General features: G+C 58.6%; 22 protein-coding genes. 11 read left to right on the forward strand and 11 right to left on the reverse strand.

What is annotated here, in order from left to right; genetic code table 11:
* Positions 1-72 precede the first annotated feature (72 nt).
* Together AC6I79_RS10720 and gstA are read left to right on the forward strand one after the other, a co-directional pair.
* On the forward strand, positions 73-981 hold the full coding sequence (locus AC6I79_RS10720; RefSeq protein ID WP_348878838.1) for a LysR family transcriptional regulator: 909 nt from the start codon (positions 73-75) through the stop codon (positions 979-981).
* A gap of 73 nt (positions 982-1,054) precedes the next feature.
* On the forward strand, positions 1,055-1,660 hold the full coding sequence (gene gstA, locus AC6I79_RS10725; protein ID WP_031279159.1) for a glutathione transferase GstA: 606 nt from the start codon (positions 1,055-1,057) through the stop codon (positions 1,658-1,660).
* A 43-nt stretch (positions 1,661-1,703) separates the two neighbouring features.
* Here gstA and pdxY read toward each other — a convergent pair whose 3' ends face one another.
* The 5 genes from pdxY to anmK all read right to left on the reverse strand — a co-directional run bounded on the left by pdxY (position 1,704) and on the right by anmK (position 6,169).
* A complete protein-coding gene (gene pdxY, locus AC6I79_RS10730; RefSeq protein WP_498027282.1) occupies positions 1,704-2,564 on the reverse strand; it encodes a pyridoxal kinase PdxY in 861 nt (286 codons plus the stop codon).
* A 53-nt stretch (positions 2,565-2,617) separates the two neighbouring features.
* Positions 2,618-3,892, reverse strand: coding sequence for a tyrosine--tRNA ligase (gene tyrS, locus AC6I79_RS10735; protein WP_059011053.1), 1,275 nt, complete (start codon positions 3,890-3,892; stop codon positions 2,618-2,620).
* Between the two features lie 139 nt (positions 3,893-4,031).
* Entirely contained in the window at positions 4,032-4,688 is a 657-nt protein-coding gene (gene pdxH, locus AC6I79_RS10740) for a pyridoxamine 5'-phosphate oxidase (protein WP_021506201.1), read from the reverse strand.
* Positions 4,689-4,708: 20 nt separating this feature from the next.
* Positions 4,709-5,038, reverse strand: coding sequence for an MliC family protein (locus AC6I79_RS10745; protein WP_021506202.1), 330 nt, complete (start codon positions 5,036-5,038; stop codon positions 4,709-4,711).
* 9 nt (positions 5,039-5,047) lie between these two features.
* Positions 5,048-6,169: an anhydro-N-acetylmuramic acid kinase gene (gene anmK / locus AC6I79_RS10750; RefSeq protein WP_127834029.1), complete on the reverse strand. Its 1,122-nt coding sequence runs from the start codon at positions 6,167-6,169 to the stop codon at positions 5,048-5,050.
* A gap of 285 nt (positions 6,170-6,454) precedes the next feature.
* On the opposite strand from anmK, the gene slyB reads away from it, so the two are divergent.
* Positions 6,455-6,922 (forward strand): outer membrane lipoprotein SlyB, encoded by a 468-nt coding sequence (gene slyB / locus AC6I79_RS10755; RefSeq protein WP_021506204.1) that lies wholly within the window; start codon positions 6,455-6,457, stop codon positions 6,920-6,922.
* A gap of 41 nt (positions 6,923-6,963) precedes the next feature.
* On the opposite strand, the gene slyA is transcribed toward slyB, so the two are convergent.
* Positions 6,964-7,401, reverse strand: coding sequence for a transcriptional regulator SlyA (gene slyA, locus AC6I79_RS10760; protein ID WP_010618966.1), 438 nt, complete (start codon positions 7,399-7,401; stop codon positions 6,964-6,966).
* 150 nt (positions 7,402-7,551) lie between these two features.
* On the opposite strand from slyA, the gene AC6I79_RS10765 reads away from it, so the two are divergent.
* From AC6I79_RS10765 to AC6I79_RS10775, 3 genes are read left to right on the forward strand one after another with little or no spacing between them, the layout of a single operon-like run.
* Positions 7,552-7,788, forward strand: a complete 237-nt coding sequence (locus tag AC6I79_RS10765) for a DUF1656 domain-containing protein (RefSeq protein WP_021506205.1) — start codon at positions 7,552-7,554, stop codon at positions 7,786-7,788.
* A 6-nt stretch (positions 7,789-7,794) separates the two neighbouring features.
* The gene (locus tag AC6I79_RS10770; protein WP_498027283.1) at positions 7,795-8,652 is read left to right on the forward strand and encodes an efflux RND transporter periplasmic adaptor subunit; all 858 of its coding nucleotides are present in this window, start codon (positions 7,795-7,797) and stop codon (positions 8,650-8,652) included.
* Between the two features lie 7 nt (positions 8,653-8,659).
* On the forward strand, positions 8,660-10,660 hold the full coding sequence (locus AC6I79_RS10775; RefSeq protein ID WP_498027284.1) for an FUSC family protein: 2,001 nt from the start codon (positions 8,660-8,662) through the stop codon (positions 10,658-10,660).
* Here the strand turns inward: AC6I79_RS10775 and AC6I79_RS10780 are convergent, their stop codons facing one another.
* The 4 genes from AC6I79_RS10780 to AC6I79_RS10795 form a co-directional block, all read right to left on the reverse strand.
* Entirely contained in the window at positions 10,661-11,128 is a 468-nt protein-coding gene (locus AC6I79_RS10780; RefSeq protein WP_021506208.1) for a hypothetical protein, read from the reverse strand.
* Positions 11,129-11,256: 128 nt separating this feature from the next.
* Positions 11,257-11,775 (reverse strand): superoxide dismutase family protein, encoded by a 519-nt coding sequence (sodC, locus tag AC6I79_RS10785; RefSeq protein ID WP_159378224.1) that lies wholly within the window; start codon positions 11,773-11,775, stop codon positions 11,257-11,259.
* Positions 11,776-11,856: 81 nt separating this feature from the next.
* Positions 11,857-12,753, reverse strand: coding sequence for an aldo/keto reductase (locus tag AC6I79_RS10790; RefSeq protein WP_498027285.1), 897 nt, complete (start codon positions 12,751-12,753; stop codon positions 11,857-11,859).
* A gap of 65 nt (positions 12,754-12,818) precedes the next feature.
* Positions 12,819-13,058 carry a DUF1289 domain-containing protein gene (locus tag AC6I79_RS10795; protein WP_159378226.1) on the reverse strand — a complete coding sequence of 80 codons (240 nt, stop codon included), beginning with the start codon at positions 13,056-13,058 and terminating at the stop codon, positions 12,819-12,821.
* A 220-nt stretch (positions 13,059-13,278) separates the two neighbouring features.
* On the opposite strand from AC6I79_RS10795, the gene eptA reads away from it, so the two are divergent.
* The 5 genes from eptA (at position 13,279) to rnt (ending at position 17,985) form a co-directional block, all read left to right on the forward strand.
* Positions 13,279-14,916 carry a phosphoethanolamine transferase EptA gene (gene eptA, locus AC6I79_RS10800; RefSeq protein ID WP_159378227.1) on the forward strand — a complete coding sequence of 546 codons (1,638 nt, stop codon included), beginning with the start codon at positions 13,279-13,281 and terminating at the stop codon, positions 14,914-14,916.
* A gap of 39 nt (positions 14,917-14,955) precedes the next feature.
* Positions 14,956-15,552 (forward strand): TetR/AcrR family transcriptional regulator, encoded by a 597-nt coding sequence (locus AC6I79_RS10805; RefSeq protein ID WP_031279165.1) that lies wholly within the window; start codon positions 14,956-14,958, stop codon positions 15,550-15,552.
* A gap of 49 nt (positions 15,553-15,601) precedes the next feature.
* Positions 15,602-16,699: an alkene reductase gene (locus tag AC6I79_RS10810; RefSeq protein ID WP_058776267.1), complete on the forward strand. Its 1,098-nt coding sequence runs from the start codon at positions 15,602-15,604 to the stop codon at positions 16,697-16,699.
* 101 nt (positions 16,700-16,800) lie between these two features.
* Positions 16,801-17,208, forward strand: coding sequence for a lactoylglutathione lyase (gene gloA / locus AC6I79_RS10815; protein WP_021314698.1), 408 nt, complete (start codon positions 16,801-16,803; stop codon positions 17,206-17,208).
* 108 nt (positions 17,209-17,316) lie between these two features.
* Positions 17,317-17,985 carry a ribonuclease T gene (gene rnt / locus AC6I79_RS10820; RefSeq protein WP_021506216.1) on the forward strand — a complete coding sequence of 223 codons (669 nt, stop codon included), beginning with the start codon at positions 17,317-17,319 and terminating at the stop codon, positions 17,983-17,985.
* A 53-nt stretch (positions 17,986-18,038) separates the two neighbouring features.
* Here rnt and AC6I79_RS10825 read toward each other — a convergent pair whose 3' ends face one another.
* Positions 18,039-18,371, reverse strand: a complete 333-nt coding sequence (locus AC6I79_RS10825) for a Grx4 family monothiol glutaredoxin (RefSeq protein ID WP_021506217.1) — start codon at positions 18,369-18,371, stop codon at positions 18,039-18,041.
* Between the last annotated feature and the right edge of the window lie 318 nt (positions 18,372-18,689).

Genomic DNA, 18,689 nt, shown 5'->3' on the forward strand with positions numbered 1-18,689 from the left:
CCCCGCTTTCCGCTGTAGTTTAAGCAACACGCTTTTTATGCTCGCCTTGCAGGCTGAGATCGGGAATGGCTCATGGACAGATTTGACGAGCTGCAGGTGTTTGTTGCGGTGATTCAGCAGGGCAGCCTGGCTGGCGCGGCGCGCGTATTGCAGCGTTCGCCGCCGGTCATTACCCGCACGCTGAATGCGCTGGAAGCACGTTTCGGCACCACCCTGATTGAACGCACCACGCGCCAGCTGGCGCCCACCGAGAGCGGCTGGCAGCTGTTTGAGCAGGCGCAGCGCTTGCTTAACGATTACCAGAGCGCGCTCGACAGCGCCCACCACAGCGGACTGCACGGCCTGCTGCGCATCACCGCCCCGGTGATGTGTGGCCGTCGCCACGTGATGCCGCTGGTTAATGCCTTTCTGCAACAGCATCCGGAAATGCAAATCGAACTGATCCTTAGCGACAGCTATCAGGACCTGATTGAAAACGGGCTGGATATTGCGGTGCGCATTGGCGAGTTGCAGGATTCGTCGATGGTGGCGCGCAACGTCGGCAGCGTACGATCGATGCTGGTCGCCAGCCCGGACTACCTTCGCCAGGCCGGAATCCCGGCCCATCCGGCTGAGCTCAGCATGCATGCGCTGGTGGCAGGCGTACGCCATACCCGTGAGTGGCGCTTCGCGCACGACCTGCGTGTGCGCATCACCCCACGCCTGCGCGTCAATGATATCGCCAGCCAGCTGGATGCATTGTGCAGTGGCCAGGGCATTGGCCGTCTGTTGTCTTATCAGGTGATAGATGAACTGCAGGCTGGCACGCTGATCCGCCTGCTGAGCGAGTGGGAGCCGGCACCGCTGCCGGTGCATCTGGTGGCGCAGCGGGTGAAAAACATGGCGCCCAAGGTACGCTGTTTCTGGGATTTCGCGCTCACGGCACTGCCGCCGCGACTGCAGGCGGCCGCTGAATTTCCCGCGCCCGCCCGCAATTCCTGATCGCTGTCACTGGTAAAAATTTCTGGCAGTTTTATGCTGCTGTCATCACAACAACTCATCAGGAGAGGCCATGATGAAACTCTATTGTAAGCCCGGTGCCTGTTCGCTCTCGCCGCATATCGTTGCGCGCGAATGCGGGCTGGATTTTACGCAGGTCAATGTCGATCTGCAGAAGAAAGTCACCGAGCGCGGAGAAGATTACTGGCAGATAAACCCCAAAGGACAGGTTCCCGCGCTGCAGTTTGATGACGGCAGCATACTGACGGAAGGCGTGGCGATTGTGCAGTATCTGGCGGATCTCAAGCCGGATCGCAACCTGCTGGCACCGACCGGCAGCCTGACGCGCTATCACACGCTGGAGTGGCTGAGCTACATCAGCAGCGAATTGCACAAAACCTTTTCCCCGCTGTTCCGTCCGGATACGCCGGAAGAGTACAAAGCTATAGTGCGTGCACAGCTGGAGCAGAAATTTCAGCGCGTTAACGATGCGCTGCAGGATAAACAGTGGCTGATGGGGTTACGCTTCACCGTCGCCGATGTCTATCTGTTTGTGGTTACGCGCTGGGCAAAAGCCATCAAACTGAATCTCGAAGGTTTGAGCGCGCTGGAGGCATGGTTTGCGCGGGTGGCCGCGCGGCCGGCGGTTCAGGCCGCACTGAAGGCTGAAGGTCTGGTCTGATGCCACAGGCCGGCGTGCTGGCCGGCCTGTTGATTAGCAGCGATTATAGCTGTTCTGCCGCAAAGTGCTGCGTGGGTTGCGCAATCGCATCCTGCGCCGCCACCAGTTGCAGTTCATACTCGCCCATCTCGTGGGTTTTCAGCATCACTTCATATACTGCCGCCGTCACATGTTCCAGCGCATCCTGCAGCGATTTGCCGTGCAGCAGGTCAACCAGCAACAGGCCACTGGTCAGATCGCCAACCCCCACCGGCTGACGCACACCAAAATCCACCAGCGGACGGCTGATGTGCCAGCACTGATCGGCGGTGACCAGCAGCATTTCGAAGCGATCGCTACGGCGTCCGGCGCGCGCCAGGTGTTTCACCAGCACCACGCGCGGCCCCTGCGCAATCAATGCGCGAGCGGCTACCACCGCCTGCTCCACGTTTGCAACCGTCTGGCCACTGAGCATCTCCAGCTCCAGCAGGTTCGGCACGATAAGATCGCTGGCCGGCATCGCCTGCTTGCAGTGAAACTCCGCTACGCCGGGCGCAACGATGCAGCCTTTTTCCGGATGGCCCATCACCGGGTCACAGAAATACCAGGCGTCAGGATTCGCCGCCTTCACCATACGCACGATTTCCAGGATCTGTTCGCCCTGCTCCGCCGAGCCGAGATAGCCGCTCAGCACCGCATCGCAGGTTTTCAGACGATCGATGGCGGCGATCCCGCTGACGATATCGGTCAGATGGGTGGCGGGCATCACGGTGCCGGTCCAGTGACCATACTGGGTGTGATTGGAAAACTGCACGGTGTTTAACGGCCAGACGTTGGCGCCCATGCGTCGCATCGGGAATTCGGCCGCGCTGTTACCGGCGTGGCCATAAACCACGTGAGACTGGATTGCGAGGATATTTTTCATTATTGCCCTGTACTGCTTGCCATAAAAAAGGGCCGGAGACCGGCCCTTGCACCTTACTGCCAGCTAATCAGGCAGTAGTGTTTTTTGCCGCGACGCAGCAGCGTGTAACGACCAAACAGTTTGTCGCTGTCGCTGAAACGATACTCGGCATCAGACTGTTTCTCACCGTTGACAGATACCGCGTTGGAGCCAATCATGGTGCGCGCCTGGCCGCGTGACGGCACCAGTTCCGCCGCCACCAGCGCCTGTTGCAGATCGTCGTCCGCCTTCAGGCTAATGGTCGGCATGCCATCCTGAGCCAGCTGCTCAAAGTCCGCTTCGGTCATGTCGCTCAGACTGCCGGAGAACAGGCTGTCGGTGATGCGCTTCGCCGCGCTCAGCCCGCTTTCGCCGTGCACCAGACGCGTCACCTGCTCAGCCAGCACATACTGCGCGCGCGGCGCTTTGCCACTGGTTTTGTCTTCTTCTTCCAGCGCATTGATCTCCTCAATGCTCATGAAGGTGAAGAACTTCAGGAAGCGATAGACGTCCGCGTCGGCGGTGTTAATCCAGAACTGGTAGAACTTGTACGGACTGGTTTTCTTCGCATCCAGCCATACCGCGCCACCTTCGGTTTTACCAAATTTGGTACCGTCCGACTTGGTGATCAGTGGCACCGTCAGTCCCCACGCCTGCTGCTGATGCAGACGACGCGTCAGATCGATGCCGGAGGTGATGTTCCCCCACTGGTCGGAGCCGCCAATCTGCAGCACCACGTCGTAGCGCTTGTTCAGTTCGGCAAAGTCGTAACCCTGCAGCAGGTTGTAGGAAAACTCGGTGTAGGAGATGCCCTGATCTTCACGGTTCAGGCGCATTTTCACCGCTTCACGGTTGATCATCTGGTTGACCGAGAAGTGCTTACCGATATCGCGCAGGAAGGTCAGCACGTTCATGCCGCCAAACCAGTCATAGTTGTTGGCCGCGATGGCGCTGTTGTCGCCGCAGTCAAAATCGAGGAAAGGCGCAACCTGTTTGCGGATCTTCTCTACCCACTCGTTAACGGTTTCCGTGGTATTGAGTTTACGTTCGGCCGCTTTAAAGCTGGGATCGCCGATCAGGCCGGTGGCACCGCCGACCAGGGCCACCGGCTTGTGGCCAGCATCCTGGAAACGTTTCAGGCACAGCAGCGGCACCAGATGGCCCAAGTGCAAGCTATCAGCGGTGGGATCAAAGCCGCAATAGAGTGCAATTGGCCCTTGCGCCAGCCGCTCTGCTAACGCTTCCTCGTCCGTTACCTGGGCTACTAAGCCTCTCTCTTGCAATTGTTGTATCAGGTTACTGCTGGTCATCACTGACTCCAAATTGATCAGACTGCACCTATGCTGGTACACAGCTGTCCGCTGACGTGCGGATACGAAAAAAATGAGGGCTATAGCATAAAGCGCTGACGAGCCGTGCGCCAGCGCTGAAAGGGGATAAAACGCAGTTTTACGGTGCTAAACGGTCGATTGTCCAGCCGCTGCCATCACGCTGATAAAGGAAGCGGTCATGCAGGCGATGTTCGCCGCCCTGCCAGAACTCCATGGTGTGGAATCTGACACGGAATCCGCCCCAGAAACTCGGCAGCGGCACTTCCCCCTGCTGAAACTTCTGCTTGAGCTCAAGGAATTTGCCCTCGAGCACGCCGCGCGCGGAAATCCGGCTCGACTGTTTCGATACCCAGGCGCCAATCTGGCTGTCTCGCGGACGGCTGTGGAAGTACTTCAGCACTTCCAGCGGCGACAATTTCTCCACTTCGCCCAGCACCATCACCTGACGCTCAAGGAAGTGCCAGGGGAAATGCAGGGAAATGCGCGGATTGTCCGCCAGCTGCAGCGCTTTACGGCTGCCGAGGTTGGTGTAAAACACCATGCCCTGCTCATCGTAGTGTTTAAGCAGGACGATGCGCTGATAGGGCTGGCCGCTGCTGTCCACCGTCGCCACCGTCATAGCGGTGGGATCGGGCAGCTGCGCGGCGCACGCCTGCTGCAGCCACTGCTCAAACAGCGCCAGAGGAGTATCTGGCAAATCTTTGCGCCGCAGCCCGCCACGCGTGTACTCCCGACGCAGGTGGGCAATGTGTTGCAAGCTGTCACTGTCGCTCATGCTGGTATCCCGGTTCTCTCTTACTGTGCGGAGGCATCCGCGTTCTGCAGTTCACAATCATTAATCACGATTTTATCGTTGCGTTCAACAAAAGCGCCATTGCCTTTTGACCAGAAAACGTAGGTGCCATCGCTGTAACGCGCGCCGGAGGCAGACACCGTCTGGGTCAGCGTGAGTGGTTTGCCGTCCAGAATAAAGCTTACCTGCTGCTTCGCGTTGTCCAGAGTGACCGTCAGCGGCAGCGTGCCACACTGGTAATGTAACGTCTCTGGCGCGGGTGCGGGTTTATGCCAGATACCACAGCCGCTGAGTAAGGTCAGGGTGCCGGCCAGCACGATCATCTTTTTCATGTTTGCTCCTTAACGTATTGCGTGGGAATTGGCGGGATAGATGGCGCCCAGCACGCTCATTTCGCGCGCGCCGGTTACCGCCGGCAGATTGCCCGGCAGCCCGGACAGGGTGCGGAACGCCAGCCAGGCAAAGGCCAGCGCCTCCATATCATCACCGCTGATACCGGCCTGATCGGTGGTGCCCACTTCAGTGCCAGACAAATGCGCGGCCAGCCGCGCCATCAGCAGCGGATTGCGACTGCCGCCGCCGCACACCAGCAGACGATCGCAGCCATCGTTGAGCTGTACCTGATGGGCGATAGTCAGCGCGGTCAGCTCGCACAGCGTTGCCTGCACATCCTGCGGGGCCAGCGCCGGGAAGCGCTGCAGCTGCTGTTCCACCCAGCCCAGGTTAAAGTATTCCCGACCGGTGCTTTTGGGTGGCGGCAGCGCAAACCACGGATCGCCGAGCATCTGCTCCAGCAGCGCGGGCACGACTTGGCCACTGCGCGCCCAGCCGGCATCTTTATCAAACGGCAGGCCTTTGTGGCGCCAGATCCACGCATCCATCAGCATATTACCTGGTCCGGTATCAAAGCCACGCACCGGCTGACCGGGTATCAGCAGCGACAGATTGGCGATGCCGCCAATATTCAGCACCATGCGCCGTTCAACGCTGTCCATCAGCAACGCCTGGTGAAAAGCCGGTACCAGCGGCGCGCCCTGGCCGCCCAGCGCCATGTCGCGGCGGCGAAAATCGCCCACCACCGTGACGCCGGTCGCGGCAGCGATCTGGTTATTGTCGCCAATTTGCAGCGTATTCGGTGCCGCCGACTGCGGCTCGTGCCACACCGTCTGGCCGTGGCAGCCAATCGCCATGATATCGCTGGCCTCCAGCGCCTGCTGCTGCATCAGCGTCAGTACGGCTTCCGCAAACAGCTGGCCGAGCCGGGTATCAAGCTGACCGAGCTGCGACAGCGTCAGCGTCTGTCCCTGACAAATTTCCAGCACCTGCTGACGCAGCGCCAGCGGGATGGGATGGCAGTAGCTGGCCTGTTGCGCCACCATATGCTGGTCGATCGCGGCCAGCACGACGTCTACGCCGTCCAGGCTGGTGCCGGACATCACGCCGATATAGCGTCCTGATTTCATAGCGCTTCCTTACCCGTTTGCGGGCCTGCAATGCATCTGTGTTTAGCCTGGCAAATTACCGGGGCTAATTCTATGATAAATTTCCGCTTTTCAACTGCGCTGCGACACGCATTCCGGCAGCAAACTATTTTCATCCGGCAATTGAATTTTTGTTGATGGGCGGTGGTCTATGCTTCGGCCCAGCCGCATATTGTTCGGACATCGCGTCAATTGACCATTTTCTGACTTATACTGTTGCAGTACAGGACGAGAATATGGCGTTTTTTTGCATTAAGGAGCTTTCTCATGATTAAGCGTTTCGTAGCCGTAGCCCTGGCGGGTATCACGCTGGCTGGCTGTGTTAATAACGATACCCTTTCCGGCGATGTTTACAGCGCCAGCGAAGCCAAGCAGGTTCAAAGCGTCTCATACGGTACGCTGGTATCCGTGCGTCCGGTAAAAATTCAGGGCGGCGATGACAGTAATGTGATCGGTGCCATTGGCGGTGCGGTGCTGGGTGGTTTCCTCGGTAACACCATCGGCGGCGGCGCGGGGCGCAGTCTGGCAACGGCCGGCGGTGCGGTACTGGGCGGCGTAGCCGGTCAGGGCGTGCAGGGTGCGCTCAACAAATCTGACGGCGTAGAGCTGGAGATCCGTAAGGATGACGGCAATACCATTATGGTGGTGCAGAAACAGTCCGCCAGTCGTTACTCGGTCGGCCAGCGCGTGGTGATGGCCTCCAACGGCAGCCAGGTCACCGTCTCTCCGCGCTAAGCGCACAGATAAAAAAAACCGACGCCAGTGCGTCGGTTTTTTTATTTCTCGCGGTTCTGCAACTCGAGAATGTTTTTTTCCAGCCGGGCAATCAGCGTCACCATCTGATTGATCTCTTCGAGGCTGATGCCGGAGAGGATGTCGTCACGCGTCGCGTCTATCACGTTTTCGACCTGCTCAATGATCGGTTCAGCCTGACGGGTCAGCTTGATGCGCTTGGCGCGGCGATCGTTAGCGCAGGTGGCGCGGGTGATGAGCCCCTTCTCTTCCAGCTGATCCAGCGTACGCACCAGCGACGGCTGCTCAATACCGATGGCTTTCGCCAGCTGAATCTGCGACTGCTCTGGCGGGAGTTGATGAATATTGTGCAACGTCACCCAGTGGGTTTGTGTCAACTCAAGCGGCTTCAGACGCTGGTCGATCAACGCGCGCCAGATGCGCACCAGGCGAGACAGATCTGTTCCAAGCGGCGTATCCATTTCATCTCCTTATAATTAGCTTGCTAGCTATCAAGCCAGATTTTACACTATTCTGCGAGTTTACAGGACAAATTACAAATCCCGGGCCAGACGGCACGCCCGCTGTCTACACTTGATTTAACCGTGCCCGGGTAAAAAGGATGATGCCACGTGTCAATCTTCGCGCTCACCGCGACGGCGCCGCTGACCGATCTGGTATTCGGTGCCTCACTGTTCTTCCCGCCGCTGTTCAAAGCGGTGCTGCTGGGCTTCTTTTTCTGGCTGCTGATTCATCCGCTGCTGCGCGGCTGGATCTACTCCGGCGATGTCTGGCACCCCACCTTAATGGATCTCTCACTGTTTGTTCTGTGCGTGAGCGGCGCACTGTGGATACTGAGCCTCGGATAAATCACCATGAAATTCAACCCCTTTAAGTACTTTTCTACCCTTGTGGTGTTTGCCCTGGCGCTGCTCGCAGGCTGGTGGATGTGGAACTACTACATGCAGGCCCCGTGGACGCGCGATGGCAAAGTGCGCGCTGAACTGGTGGACGTGACGCCCGAGGTCTCCGGCCGTATCAGCACGCTGGCCGTGCGCGACAATCAGTTCGTGCATAAAGGCGAGGTGCTGCTGACGCTGGATCCGGTGCCGTGGCAGATTGCGCTGACCAATGCGCAGGCCCAGCTGGCGAAGGCGCAGGCCGACCTCGCCAAAGCGCAGCATGAGGCGGATCGCCGTGCCAGCCTGCCGCGTAACGTGATCTCCGCTGAAGATATGGACGCGGCGCGCCTCAACGCGAATGCGGCGGCCGCCACAGCGAAAGCCGCACAGGCGATGCTCGATCAGGCGCGCTGGAACCTGCAGCAAACCACGGTGACGGCACCGACCGACGGCTGGGTCAGTAACCTGACGCTGCGTGCCGGCAATTACGCGACCGCCGGTACGCCACTGTTCGCGCTGGTCGACAGCCACTCTTACTATGTGATGGGCTATTTCGAAGAGACCAAACTGCGCCATATCCAGCCCGGCTCGGCGGCGCAAATCGTGCTGTATAGCAACGGCGCACGACTGCAGGGCCAGGTGGAGAGTATCGGGCGGGCCATTTACGACCAAAGCATCGCCAGCGACGGCGGTCTGGTGCCTGATATCAAACCCAATGTGCCCTGGGTCAGGCTGGCGCAGCGCGTTCCGGTGCGTATCCGGCTAAACGCGGTACCGGATAATGTGCCGCTGGTGGCCGGTACCACCTGCACCATCTCTGTCGCGCACTGAGGCCGGTATGAATCTGCAGTGGCTGGCCTGGCACAATCTGCCGTGGATAAAGGCAACCGGCGGCGAGTGGCGCTATGCGTTACGTAACGCAATCGCGATGTGTCTGGCGCTCACCCTGGCGTATGCGCTGCAGCTGGATCAGCCTTACTGGGCCATGACGTCCGCCGCGGTGGTGAGTTTTCCCACCGTTGGCGGCGCCATCAGCAAAAGCCTGGGACGCATCGTCGGCAGCCTGCTCGGTGCCAGCGCCGCGCTGCTGATTGCCGGCCATACGCTCAACGAACCGTGGCTGTTTGCCTTTTTCATGGCCGGCTGGCTGGCGCTCTGCACCTGGGTCGCCAGCCATTTTCAAAACAATGTAGCCTACGCCTTTTCACTGGCCGGTTACACCGCCGCGATTATCGCCTTCAGCAGCGTTAACGTTAGCGACGTCAGCCAGCTGTGGGACATCCCCCAGGCGCGCGTGTGCGAAGTGATCGTCGGGATTCTCTGTGCCGGGCTGATGATGATGATCCTGCCCAGCACCTCGGACGGCAGCGCACTGATGCTATCGCTGCGCCAGATGCACACCCGCCTGCTTGACCACGCGGTGCTGCTGTTGCAGCAGAGCAGCACAGAAAATGTGCGCACCGCCCACGAAACGGTGATCAGCCAGATCCTTACCATGAATTTGCTGCGCATTCAGGCCTTCTGGAGCCACTATCGCTTCCGCCGGCAAAATAACGTGCTTAATTACGTGCTGCATCAGCAGCTGCGCCTGACCAGCGTGCTCTCCAGCCTGCGGCGCATGCTGCTTAACTGGCCCGACGCGCCGCCGGCGCTGTACAGCGCAATGCAACAGCTGCTGCACGAACTGGCGCAGCCGCAGTGTGATAAATACCGTCTGGCGCAGATTCTGCGCAGCATCACACCGGACGTGCACGGTGATTTCCGCCAGCGTGCTTTTGTCCAGCGGCTGCGCTACTTCTGCTGGGTGTGGCTGAATGTGGAGCGCTGGATTCGCCTGATTGAGCGCGCCGACGCTGACACCCGTTTCCAGCCACCGTACGCGCCGGCACTGGCACGTGCCAGCGACAGTGCCGAAGCTGGCTGGAGTGCGCTGCGCACCTTTAGCGTGATCATGCTGGGCTGCGCGTTCTGGATCGGTACCCAGTGGGACGCTGGCGCCGCCGCGCTGACGCTTACCGCTATTGCCTGCGTGCTCTACTCGTCATCGCCTTCGCCCGGCGGCAGCGTGTCGCTGCTGCTGAAAACGCTGCTGTGGCTGTCGCTGTTCAGCTTTGTGCTGCAGTTTGGTCTGATGGTGCAAATCAGCGCGCTGTGGCAGTTTTTGCTGCTGCTGTTCCCGCTGCTGCTGACGCTGCAACTGTTTAAGCTGCAACAGAAGCAACGCGCCGCGCTGTGGGGCCAGTTTATTGTGTTTATGGGATCGTTTATCGCGGTAAGTAATCCGCCAGACTGGGATTTCCAGAGCTTCCTTAACGATAACCTGGCAAAAGTGTGTGGCGTCCTGCTGGCGTGGCTGGCGTTTCAGGTGTTACAGCCGGGTTCTGATGCGCGCCGCAGCCGGCGCCATATCCGGGCGCTGCGCCACGCTTTTCTCGATCAGCTACGTCGCCAGCCGCGCCTGAGTGAAAGCCGGTTTGAATCGCAGATTTATCATCACATCAGCCAGCTGAGCCACAGCCGTGATGAGCAGGCGCGCCTGTGGCTGCTGCGCTGGGGCGTGGTGCTGCTGAACTGTTCGCACATTGTCTGGCAGCTGCGCGCCTGGCAACCCCGCTCACCGGCGCTGGCGCAGCTGCGCGACAGCAGTCTGCAGGATTTGCAGCGCATCATGAGTTTGCGCGGTGTGCGTCACGACTCGCTGCAGACCGCGCTGGATACGCTGCAGCAGGCCATTGATCAGCTTCAGGGGCAGCCGGAGAGCGACGCGAATACCCTGGCGGGTATGTTGTGGCGCCTGCGCTGTTCGCTGGCGCAGCTGCGTCAGGCGGTGCCGGATTGATCATTCACAGTACTGGGTAAACTGCCGATCAAAGTCATCGTGCAGCTGTTGCAGGGTCTTCTGCCCTTCAAAACGGGTTTTATCCTGCTCGGACATCGGTTCGATCACCAGCGCTTTCTCGTCCGACGAGTAGATAAAGCGCCGCGCCAGCGTGCTGCCGGTAAAACTGGTGCCCTGAATGCCGCCGCACACCACGGTGATGCTGTGACGGCGGATTTCGGTATGGGTGAAATTGGTTTCGGTGGCGCTGCGCAGGACGTTCTGACAGCCTTTGGCTTGCAGCCGCTGCAGGGTATGCTGCGTCAGCCATTCGCGGCCGCGGGCAATATTTTCACAACTGGCGCGCAGCGGATTGGTATCTATATCTCGCTGCAGCTGACGGCTGGCCTCCAGTCGCAGCTGGGTATCATTCGGGCGATCGCAGCCCACCAGCGCTAAACACAACAGCAAAATCCCACGCGTTTTCATGCCTGCCCCTGAGCGGTTCCGTTCCTGAATCAACATCATAGGATGGAATGTTGCCGCTGAGTAGCAGGAAAATGGGTCAGAATTTTTCTGCGCGGCGGCGGCGGGTCAGGCCCGTCGCCGCCCGGTGGTCAGATCACGCCGCAGGCCAGACGTGCCCCGCCACCGCCAAGCGGTTGCGGATGGTCAGCATGGTTGTCGCCGCCGACGTGCACCATCAATGCTTTGCCTTTGATCTCGCTCAGGGATTTCAGACGGGGCGCCACCACGGGATAGCTGGCTTTGCCGTCGTCGGTGACATACAGCGCGGGCAAATCGCCGAGGTGGCCTTCAGCGTATGGACCGAGGTGCTTGCCGCTGTTGTGCGGATCGAGGTGACCGCCCGCCGCGCCGGCCGCCACGGTTTTGCCGGCGGATTCGCCGGGCTCACAGCTGCCTTTAGCGTGGACGTGAAAGCCGTGAATGCCGGGTTTCAGCCCGCTCAGCGCCGGCGCGAACTGCAGGCCATACGGGGTTTCGCTGATGGTCACCTTACCGATCGACTCACCGATACCCTGCGCCGTCACCTGATGCAGCGTCACGTCTTCTGACGCCGCGTGTGCACCGGCAGCAAACACCAGCGTCAGCACGGCCATAATGGTTTTTTTCATAACGTCTCCTTACGGTTCAGATTCCTTCTAAGCCTGGACCGCTTTTGCCCAGGCTGCCGTAGTTTGACGCAGATTTACGCTTCAGGGCACATCGTAGCCGAGCGCCGCCTTGCGAATACGGAACCACTGCTGGCGATCCAGCGTCAGTTCACAGGCTTTCACCGCGTCGCTCACACGCGCGGTTTTACCGGAACCGATAATCGGCAGCGGACGACTGGGCAGTTTCATTACCCAGGCATAAACCACCTGCTCGATATTGCTGGCACCGATCTCCTGACGCACCTGTTCCAGCTCATCGCGCAGCGGCTGGTAGTGCGGATCGTTAAACAGGCGGCCGCCACCGAGGCACGACCACGCCATTGGGCGCATACGCGTCTGCTGACACTGGTCGAGCGTGCCGTCGAGCAGCGCCGACTGCTCCAGCGGTGAGATTTCCAGCTGATTGGTGACCAGGCTAAACGGCAGACGGGATTGCAGCAGCGTGAACTGCGCAGCGGTAAAGTTGGAGACGCCAAAATAACGCACCTTGCCACTCTGATGCAGCTGCAGGAAGGCGTCGGCGATTTCATCCGCATCCATTAACGGATCCGGACGGTGAATCAACAGCAGATCGAGATAATCGGTGGCAAAGTGGCGCAGGGAATTTTCCGCACTGTGCAGGATGTGGCTGGCTTCGGTGATGTAGTGACCGATTTTATGTTCCGGTTTCGCGCGGGTGGCAATGCCGCACTTGGTGACGATTTGCAGTTGCTGACGCAGCTGCGGTGCCAGGCGCAGCGCTTCGCCGAACGCGGCTTCACAGCGATAGTCGCCATAGATGTCGGCGTGGTCAACGGTGGTGATGCCCAATGCCAGATGATGCTCAATGAACTGCACCAGTTGCTGTGGCGTCATGCCCCACTCCATCAGCCGCCAGTAACCGGCGATCAGCGGCGAAAAAGCGGGTCCCTGCGGGGCAATAGATTGCGGTTGTAACATGGTTAAACTCCCTTCTGCGCAATAGCGAAAGCGCGAGTATAACCAAATGCGTACGCCGCGTTTTCTTAAAACAGCTCCGGTTGCTGTGGATCAGGATTTTCATCCACTTTTTTCTGACGCTGCAGGCGCAACAGGCGCTGACGACACAGGCGCAGCACCTCGCGTTTTTGCGCATCGCTGAATTTCATCCAGTTGAAGCGCTCCTCCCGGCTGCGCAGACAGCCACGGCAATAGCCGCGCGCATCGCTCTGGCAGATACCACGACAGGGGCTCGGAACCGGAAAAAACTCTAATTGCTCAGCCACATCACCTCCGCAATGAACCTATCCACTCTTATTGATAACAGCTTAGTGACATAGTGCAAGGCATAAACCGTTATTACTGGTACTGTACACGGCGACAACCACGCCAGCTTCCGTGACCGTGGCGATAGTCAGGGAATCAATCAGGTAAGGAGACGCGGTTAAGGTTTTCCTCATCTTCAATTCATACGATTGTCATATTCCGTTATTCCGATGAGTCTCCATGAAACTGATCTCTAAGTTACAGTGTCACGACAACAGTTTTAATTTACTGGCCGCGTTGTTCTTTGCTTTTGTCCTCAATGCCCTGTTTTTACTGCGCGCGTGGGAAATTATTCCCTACACCCGCGTGCATGATTATCTGTTCGCCGCCAGCATGCCGGTGGTGCTGGTCGCGGCGTTTTATCTGCTCTTTTCGCTGCTGGCCTGGCCGTGGATACGCAAACCGCTGCTGATTGTGCTTATTCTCGCCAGCGCCGCCGCCAACTACTTTATGCACAGCTTTGGTACGGTCATCGACACCAACATGATCGAAAACGTGTTTGAGTCGAATGCGCAGGAAACCGGCGCGCTGATGAGCCGCAACTATGTCATCTGGATGCTGCTGATGGGCATTCTTCCGATCGCGCTGGTGTGCAGCGTCCGCATCAGCAATCGCCAGCGCTGGTGGTGGAACCTGCTGCAGCGCCTCGCCAGTGCGCTCGGTGCCGTACTGGTGATTCTGCTGATGGCTGTGCTGTTCTACAAAGACTATGCTTCGCTAATCCGCAATAACAAAGGCCTGGTGAAGATGATCACCCCAGCCAATATTGTCAGTGGCACCGGCCATTATGTCGATCAGCGCTATCTGCAGGGCAGCCAGGCGCTGGTGAAGATTGGCGAAGATGCGAAGAAAGGGCCGCTAATCACCGCCGAGCCGAAAAAGACGCTGGTGGTGCTGGTGGTGGGCGAAACTGCGCGCGCGGAGAATTTCTCCCTCGGCGGCTATGCGCGCGACACCAACCCACAGCTGAAAAAGCAGCAGGTGATTTATTATCCCAACGCCAGCTCCTGCGGCACGGAAACCGCCATTTCGGTGCCGTGCATGTTCTCGAATATGCCGCGCGAGCATTATGACGCGAACCTCGCCCATCATCAGGAAGGCGTACTGGATGTGCTGGCCCATGCCGGAATCAGCGTGCTGTGGCGCGAAAACGACGGCGGCTGCAAAGGTGCCTGCGACCGCGTGCCGCATACCGATATGACGCAGTGGCAGCTGCCACAGTACTGCCACGATGGCTTCTGCCTCGATGACGTCCTGCTGCATCGCTTTGATAACTATGTCGACAGCCTGCACAATGACGGCATCATCGTACTGCACCAGATGGGCAGCCACGGTCCGGCTTACTTTAAGCGCTATCCGGCCGCGTTCCAGCGCTTTACGCCCACCTGCGACAGCAATCAGATACAGGATTGCGACCACCAGGCGCTGGTTAACACCTACGATAACTCGCTGCTGTATACCGACGATATGCTGAGTCGCACCATCGATAAGCTGAAGGGCCTGAGCGATCGCTTTAACGTGGCGCTGGTGTACCTGTCCGACCATGGCGAATCGCTGGGCGAACACGGCATGTACCTGCACGGTGCGCCGTACCTGTTTGCGCCGTCGCAGCAGACGCACATCCCGCTGCTGCTGTGGATGTCGCCGGGCTACGCCGCGGCGTATCACATTGATCAGGCCTGTCTGCGCCAGCAGGCGGCAGAGACAGCGGTGTCGCAGGATAATCTGTTCCACACGGTGCTCGGCCTGTTCAACATCCAGACGCAGCAGTATCAGCCGCAGCTGGATATGATCAAATCGTGCCAGAATCGCGCCTGAGGATTGCATTAGACCGACTGGTCTAATACTCTGCCTGCCATGAATAAGACAGTGCAACGCAACGAAACCCGTGAACATCTGCTCGCCACCGGCGAGCAGGTCTGCCTGCAGCGCGGTTTCACCGGCATGGGATTGAGCGAAATGCTGGCGCTGGCGGAAGTGCCGAAAGGCTCGTTTTATCACTACTTCCGCTCAAAAGAAGCGTTCGGTGTGGCGCTGCTCGAGCGCTATTTCGTCAACTATCAGCAGCAGGTTGAACAGCAGCTGACCCAGCCCGGCGTTACTGCACGCGAACGCTTACTGCAGCATTTTCGCTACGCAGAACGGCTGTTTATTGAGCAGGGTCACATCGTCGGCTGTCTGGGCGTTAAGCTTTCCGGCGAAGTGTGCGATCTGTCAGAGCCGATGCGCGATGCGCTGCAGCGCGGTGCCACGGCCATTACGGCGGCTTACGCACGCTGTCTGACGGAGGTCGCAGCCGAACAGCCGCTGCCCTATGGGCAAAGCCCGCAGCAGCTGGCGCAACGCTGTTATCTGCTGTGGCTGGGTGCCAGCCTGCAGAGCAAGATTTCACGTGAGCCCGGGCCGATTAGCCTGGCGCTCGACACCATCGAACAGTGGCTTAATCACCGCTGATTTTTAAAAACGGCAATTTCTAGACGACCGGTCTATTACAGGAGTCATCATGGCGAGTAAACAGCTGTTCACCCCGCTGAAAGTGGGCGCGATTACCGTACCTAACCGTGTATTTATGGCGCCGCTGACGCGTCTGCGCAGCATTGAACCGGGCGATATTCCTACCCCGCTGATGGCGGAGTATTATCAGCAGCGCGCCAGCGCGGGTCTGATCATTACCGAAGCCACCCAGGTTTCGTTCCAGGCGAAAGGCTACGCCGGTGCGCCGGGTTTACACACCGCAGAGCAAATTGCTGCGTGGAAAATGATTAACGAAGGCATTCACGCCGCGCACGGTCACAGCGCCGTTCAGCTGTGGCACACCGGCCGCATCTCGCATAATAGCGTGCAGCCGGATGGCAAAGCGCCGGTCGCACCGTCCGCGATCGCCGCTGGCACCCGCACCTCGCTGCGCGCCGCCGACGGCAGCGTATACCGCGAAGATACCTCCATGCCGCGTGAACTGAGCGTGGCAGAAATTCAGCAGATCGTTAAAGACTTCGGTCAGGCGGCAGCCAATGCGCGCGACGCCGATTTTGATCTGCTGGAACTGCACTCTGCGCACGGCTATCTGATGCATCAGTTCCTCGCACCGGGTTCTAACCAGCGTACCGATGAATACGGCGGTTCGATTGAGAAGCGCGGCCGTTTCGCGCTGGAAGTGGTCGATGCGGCAATTGCTAACTGGTCAGCCGATCGCATCGGTATCCGTATCTCGCCAATCGGCGCCTTCCAGAATCTGGAAAACGGTCCGGATGAAGAAGAAGCGGCACTGTGGTACATCAGCGAACTGGGCAAGCGCGGCCTCGCCTACCTGCACCTGTCTGAGCCAGACTGGGCGGGCGGTAAGCCTTACACCGATGAGTTCCGCCAGAAAGTGCGCGCCGCCTTCCCGGGCGTGATTATCGGTGCCGGTGCCTACACCGTGGAAAAAGCGGACGATCTGATTGCGCGTGGCCTGATTGACGCGGTGGCCTTTGGCCGTGACTTCATCGCCAACCCGGATCTGGTGGCGCGCCTGCAGCAGGATGCACCGCTTAACCCGCAGCGTCCGGAGAGCTTCTACGGCGGCGGCGCGGAAGGTTACACCGACTACCCGACACTGTAAGTCAAACTCGGCCGCAGCGGATGTGCGGCCGCGTGCTTTCTTCAGGGCATTCCCTCGCTATACTAAGCGGGTTCCCTGATGACTTTTGAAAAGAGGATGTTATGCGTTTACTTCACACTATGTTACGCGTTGGCGATCTGCAGCGCTCCATCGATTTTTACACCCGCGTGCTGGGCATGCGCGTGCTGCGTCAGAGCGAAAACACCGAATACAAATACACCCTGGCTTTCGTGGGTTACACCGAAGAGAGCGAAGGTGCGGTCATTGAGCTGACCTACAACTGGGGCGTGGATAAATACGACCTCGGCAATGCCTACGGCCACATCGCGCTGGGCGTGGATGATGTCGCGGCGACCTGCGACCGCATCCGTCAGGCGGGCGGTAACGTCACGCGTGAAGCCGGCCCGGTCAAAGGCGGCAGCACCATCATCGCTTTCGTGGAAGATCCGGACGGCTACAAAATCGAGCTGATCGAAAACAAACACGCCGGTCACGGCCTCGGCAACTAATGCCGTTAGTCAGCCTGCTAATTTGCGGGCTGACTTCCCTCTCCTGCTGCACCCTGCGCCGATTTTTGCCATAATGCGCGCTGCCCCATTTCCTGCAATGAGATCCTGATGTCTGAATCGAACGCCTTAAACGCTCTCCATCAACGTTTCCGTGGTTTTTATCCTGTGGTGATTGACGTTGAAACCGCCGGTTTTAATGCGCAAACCGATGCGCTGCTGGAAATCGCCGCCACCACGTTAAAAATGGATGAGGATGGCTGGCTGCACCGCGATGAAACCCTGCATTTCCACGTGGAGCCGTTCGAAGGGGCGATTCTCAATCCTGAAGCGCTGGCGTTTACCGGCATCGACCCCAGCAATCCGCTGCGCGGTGCGGTGAGTGAATATGAGGCGCTGCATGCCATATTCAAAATGGTACGCAAAGGCACCAAAGACAGCGGCTGTAACCGGGCGATTATTGTGGCGCACAACGCCACCTTTGATCATAATTTTCTGATGGCGGCGGCAGAGCGCACCGGCATGAAGCGTAACCCGTTCCACCCGTTCGCCACCTTTGACACCGCCGCGCTGAGCGGGCTGGTGCTGGGACAAACGGTACTGGCGAAGGCCTGTAAAGCGGCGGGGATAGATTTTGACAGCACTCAGGCGCACTCGGCACTGTACGATACCGAACAGACCGCCACGCTGTTTTGCGAACTGGTGAATCGCTGGAAACGCCTCGGCGGCTGGCCGCTGGCGGTGAGTGAAGAGCCGGCCGAAGACGATGCCTCGGCCTGAGGCCCGTCAGACCGCAGCCAAAAAAAAGGCCGACACTGCTGTCGGCCTTTTTCTTATTCTGCTTCTTTGTGCTTCTCAGCGGTCTCTTTGATCAGCGGTTGCAGTTCGCCGCGCTGGAACATCTCAACGATGATGTCACAGCCGCCGACCAGCTCGCCATCCACCCACAGCTGCGGGAAAGTTGGCCAGTTGGCGTATTTCGGTAACTCAGCGCGGATATCCGGATTTTGCAGAATGTCTACGTACGCAAAGCGCTCACCACAGGCAGACAGCGCCTGTACCGCCTGTGCAGAGAAACCGCAGCTTGGCAGTTTCGGCGAACCTTTCATGTACAGCAGGATCGGATTTTCTGCGATCTGGCGCTGAATTTTTTCAACAGTACTCATTTTTGCCTTCCTTAATCCTTCACTTCGTGTTTGTTTATTGTAGCGACTTCGCCCCGCGACTGAAAACGGGATTTTGCCTTAGCCGGCGCATATCGCCATGTTTGTTAAGTTCGCGCGCCACGAATAACATTTTCGTATCATTAATAAGCATTAATCAATTAATAATTAGCAATAATTCCGCTGGGTTAAACAGCTGAAATCGCTCATTTTTGCCCCACTTTCAGTACCGTGACAGATTAATGGAAAAAGACCTTACCTTTTGCAAAAAAAGTGGATTAGAATTGCCCCGGTGCTGATCGTCGATCAGATTTTTCTAAC

It is taken from the genome of gamma proteobacterium symbiont of Scutellera amethystina, assembly GCF_059730845.1.

What these genes read in the sequence shown, in the direction of transcription:
- AC6I79_RS10720 (WP_348878838.1), top strand. Translation starts at nt 73, where the DNA reads ATGGACAGATTTGACGAGCTGCAGGTGTTTGTTGCGGTGATTCAGCAG.
- gstA (WP_031279159.1), top strand. Translation starts at nt 1,055, where the DNA reads ATGAAACTCTATTGTAAGCCCGGTGCCTGTTCGCTCTCGCCGCATATC.
- AC6I79_RS10825 (WP_021506217.1), bottom strand. Translation starts at nt 18,371, where the DNA reads ATGAGTACTGTTGAAAAAATTCAGCGCCAGATCGCAGAAAATCCGATC.
- slyB (WP_021506204.1), top strand. Translation starts at nt 6,455, where the DNA reads ATGATTAAGCGTTTCGTAGCCGTAGCCCTGGCGGGTATCACGCTGGCT.
- AC6I79_RS10780 (WP_021506208.1), bottom strand. Translation starts at nt 11,128, where the DNA reads ATGAAAACGCGTGGGATTTTGCTGTTGTGTTTAGCGCTGGTGGGCTGC.
- AC6I79_RS10790 (WP_498027285.1), bottom strand. Translation starts at nt 12,753, where the DNA reads ATGTTACAACCGCAATCTATTGCCCCGCAGGGACCCGCTTTTTCGCCG.
- AC6I79_RS10805 (WP_031279165.1), top strand. Translation starts at nt 14,956, where the DNA reads ATGAATAAGACAGTGCAACGCAACGAAACCCGTGAACATCTGCTCGCC.
- eptA (WP_159378227.1), top strand. Translation starts at nt 13,279, where the DNA reads ATGAAACTGATCTCTAAGTTACAGTGTCACGACAACAGTTTTAATTTA.
- rnt (WP_021506216.1), top strand. Translation starts at nt 17,317, where the DNA reads ATGTCTGAATCGAACGCCTTAAACGCTCTCCATCAACGTTTCCGTGGT.
- AC6I79_RS10810 (WP_058776267.1), top strand. Translation starts at nt 15,602, where the DNA reads ATGGCGAGTAAACAGCTGTTCACCCCGCTGAAAGTGGGCGCGATTACC.
- slyA (WP_010618966.1), bottom strand. Translation starts at nt 7,401, where the DNA reads ATGGATACGCCGCTTGGAACAGATCTGTCTCGCCTGGTGCGCATCTGG.
- tyrS (WP_059011053.1), bottom strand. Translation starts at nt 3,892, where the DNA reads ATGACCAGCAGTAACCTGATACAACAATTGCAAGAGAGAGGCTTAGTA.
- pdxY (WP_498027282.1), bottom strand. Translation starts at nt 2,564, where the DNA reads ATGAAAAATATCCTCGCAATCCAGTCTCACGTGGTTTATGGCCACGCC.
- pdxH (WP_021506201.1), bottom strand. Translation starts at nt 4,688, where the DNA reads ATGAGCGACAGTGACAGCTTGCAACACATTGCCCACCTGCGTCGGGAG.
- AC6I79_RS10770 (WP_498027283.1), top strand. Translation starts at nt 7,795, where the DNA reads ATGAAATTCAACCCCTTTAAGTACTTTTCTACCCTTGTGGTGTTTGCC.
- AC6I79_RS10775 (WP_498027284.1), top strand. Translation starts at nt 8,660, where the DNA reads ATGAATCTGCAGTGGCTGGCCTGGCACAATCTGCCGTGGATAAAGGCA.
- anmK (WP_127834029.1), bottom strand. Translation starts at nt 6,169, where the DNA reads ATGAAATCAGGACGCTATATCGGCGTGATGTCCGGCACCAGCCTGGAC.
- AC6I79_RS10745 (WP_021506202.1), bottom strand. Translation starts at nt 5,038, where the DNA reads ATGAAAAAGATGATCGTGCTGGCCGGCACCCTGACCTTACTCAGCGGC.
- sodC (WP_159378224.1), bottom strand. Translation starts at nt 11,775, where the DNA reads ATGAAAAAAACCATTATGGCCGTGCTGACGCTGGTGTTTGCTGCCGGT.
- gloA (WP_021314698.1), top strand. Translation starts at nt 16,801, where the DNA reads ATGCGTTTACTTCACACTATGTTACGCGTTGGCGATCTGCAGCGCTCC.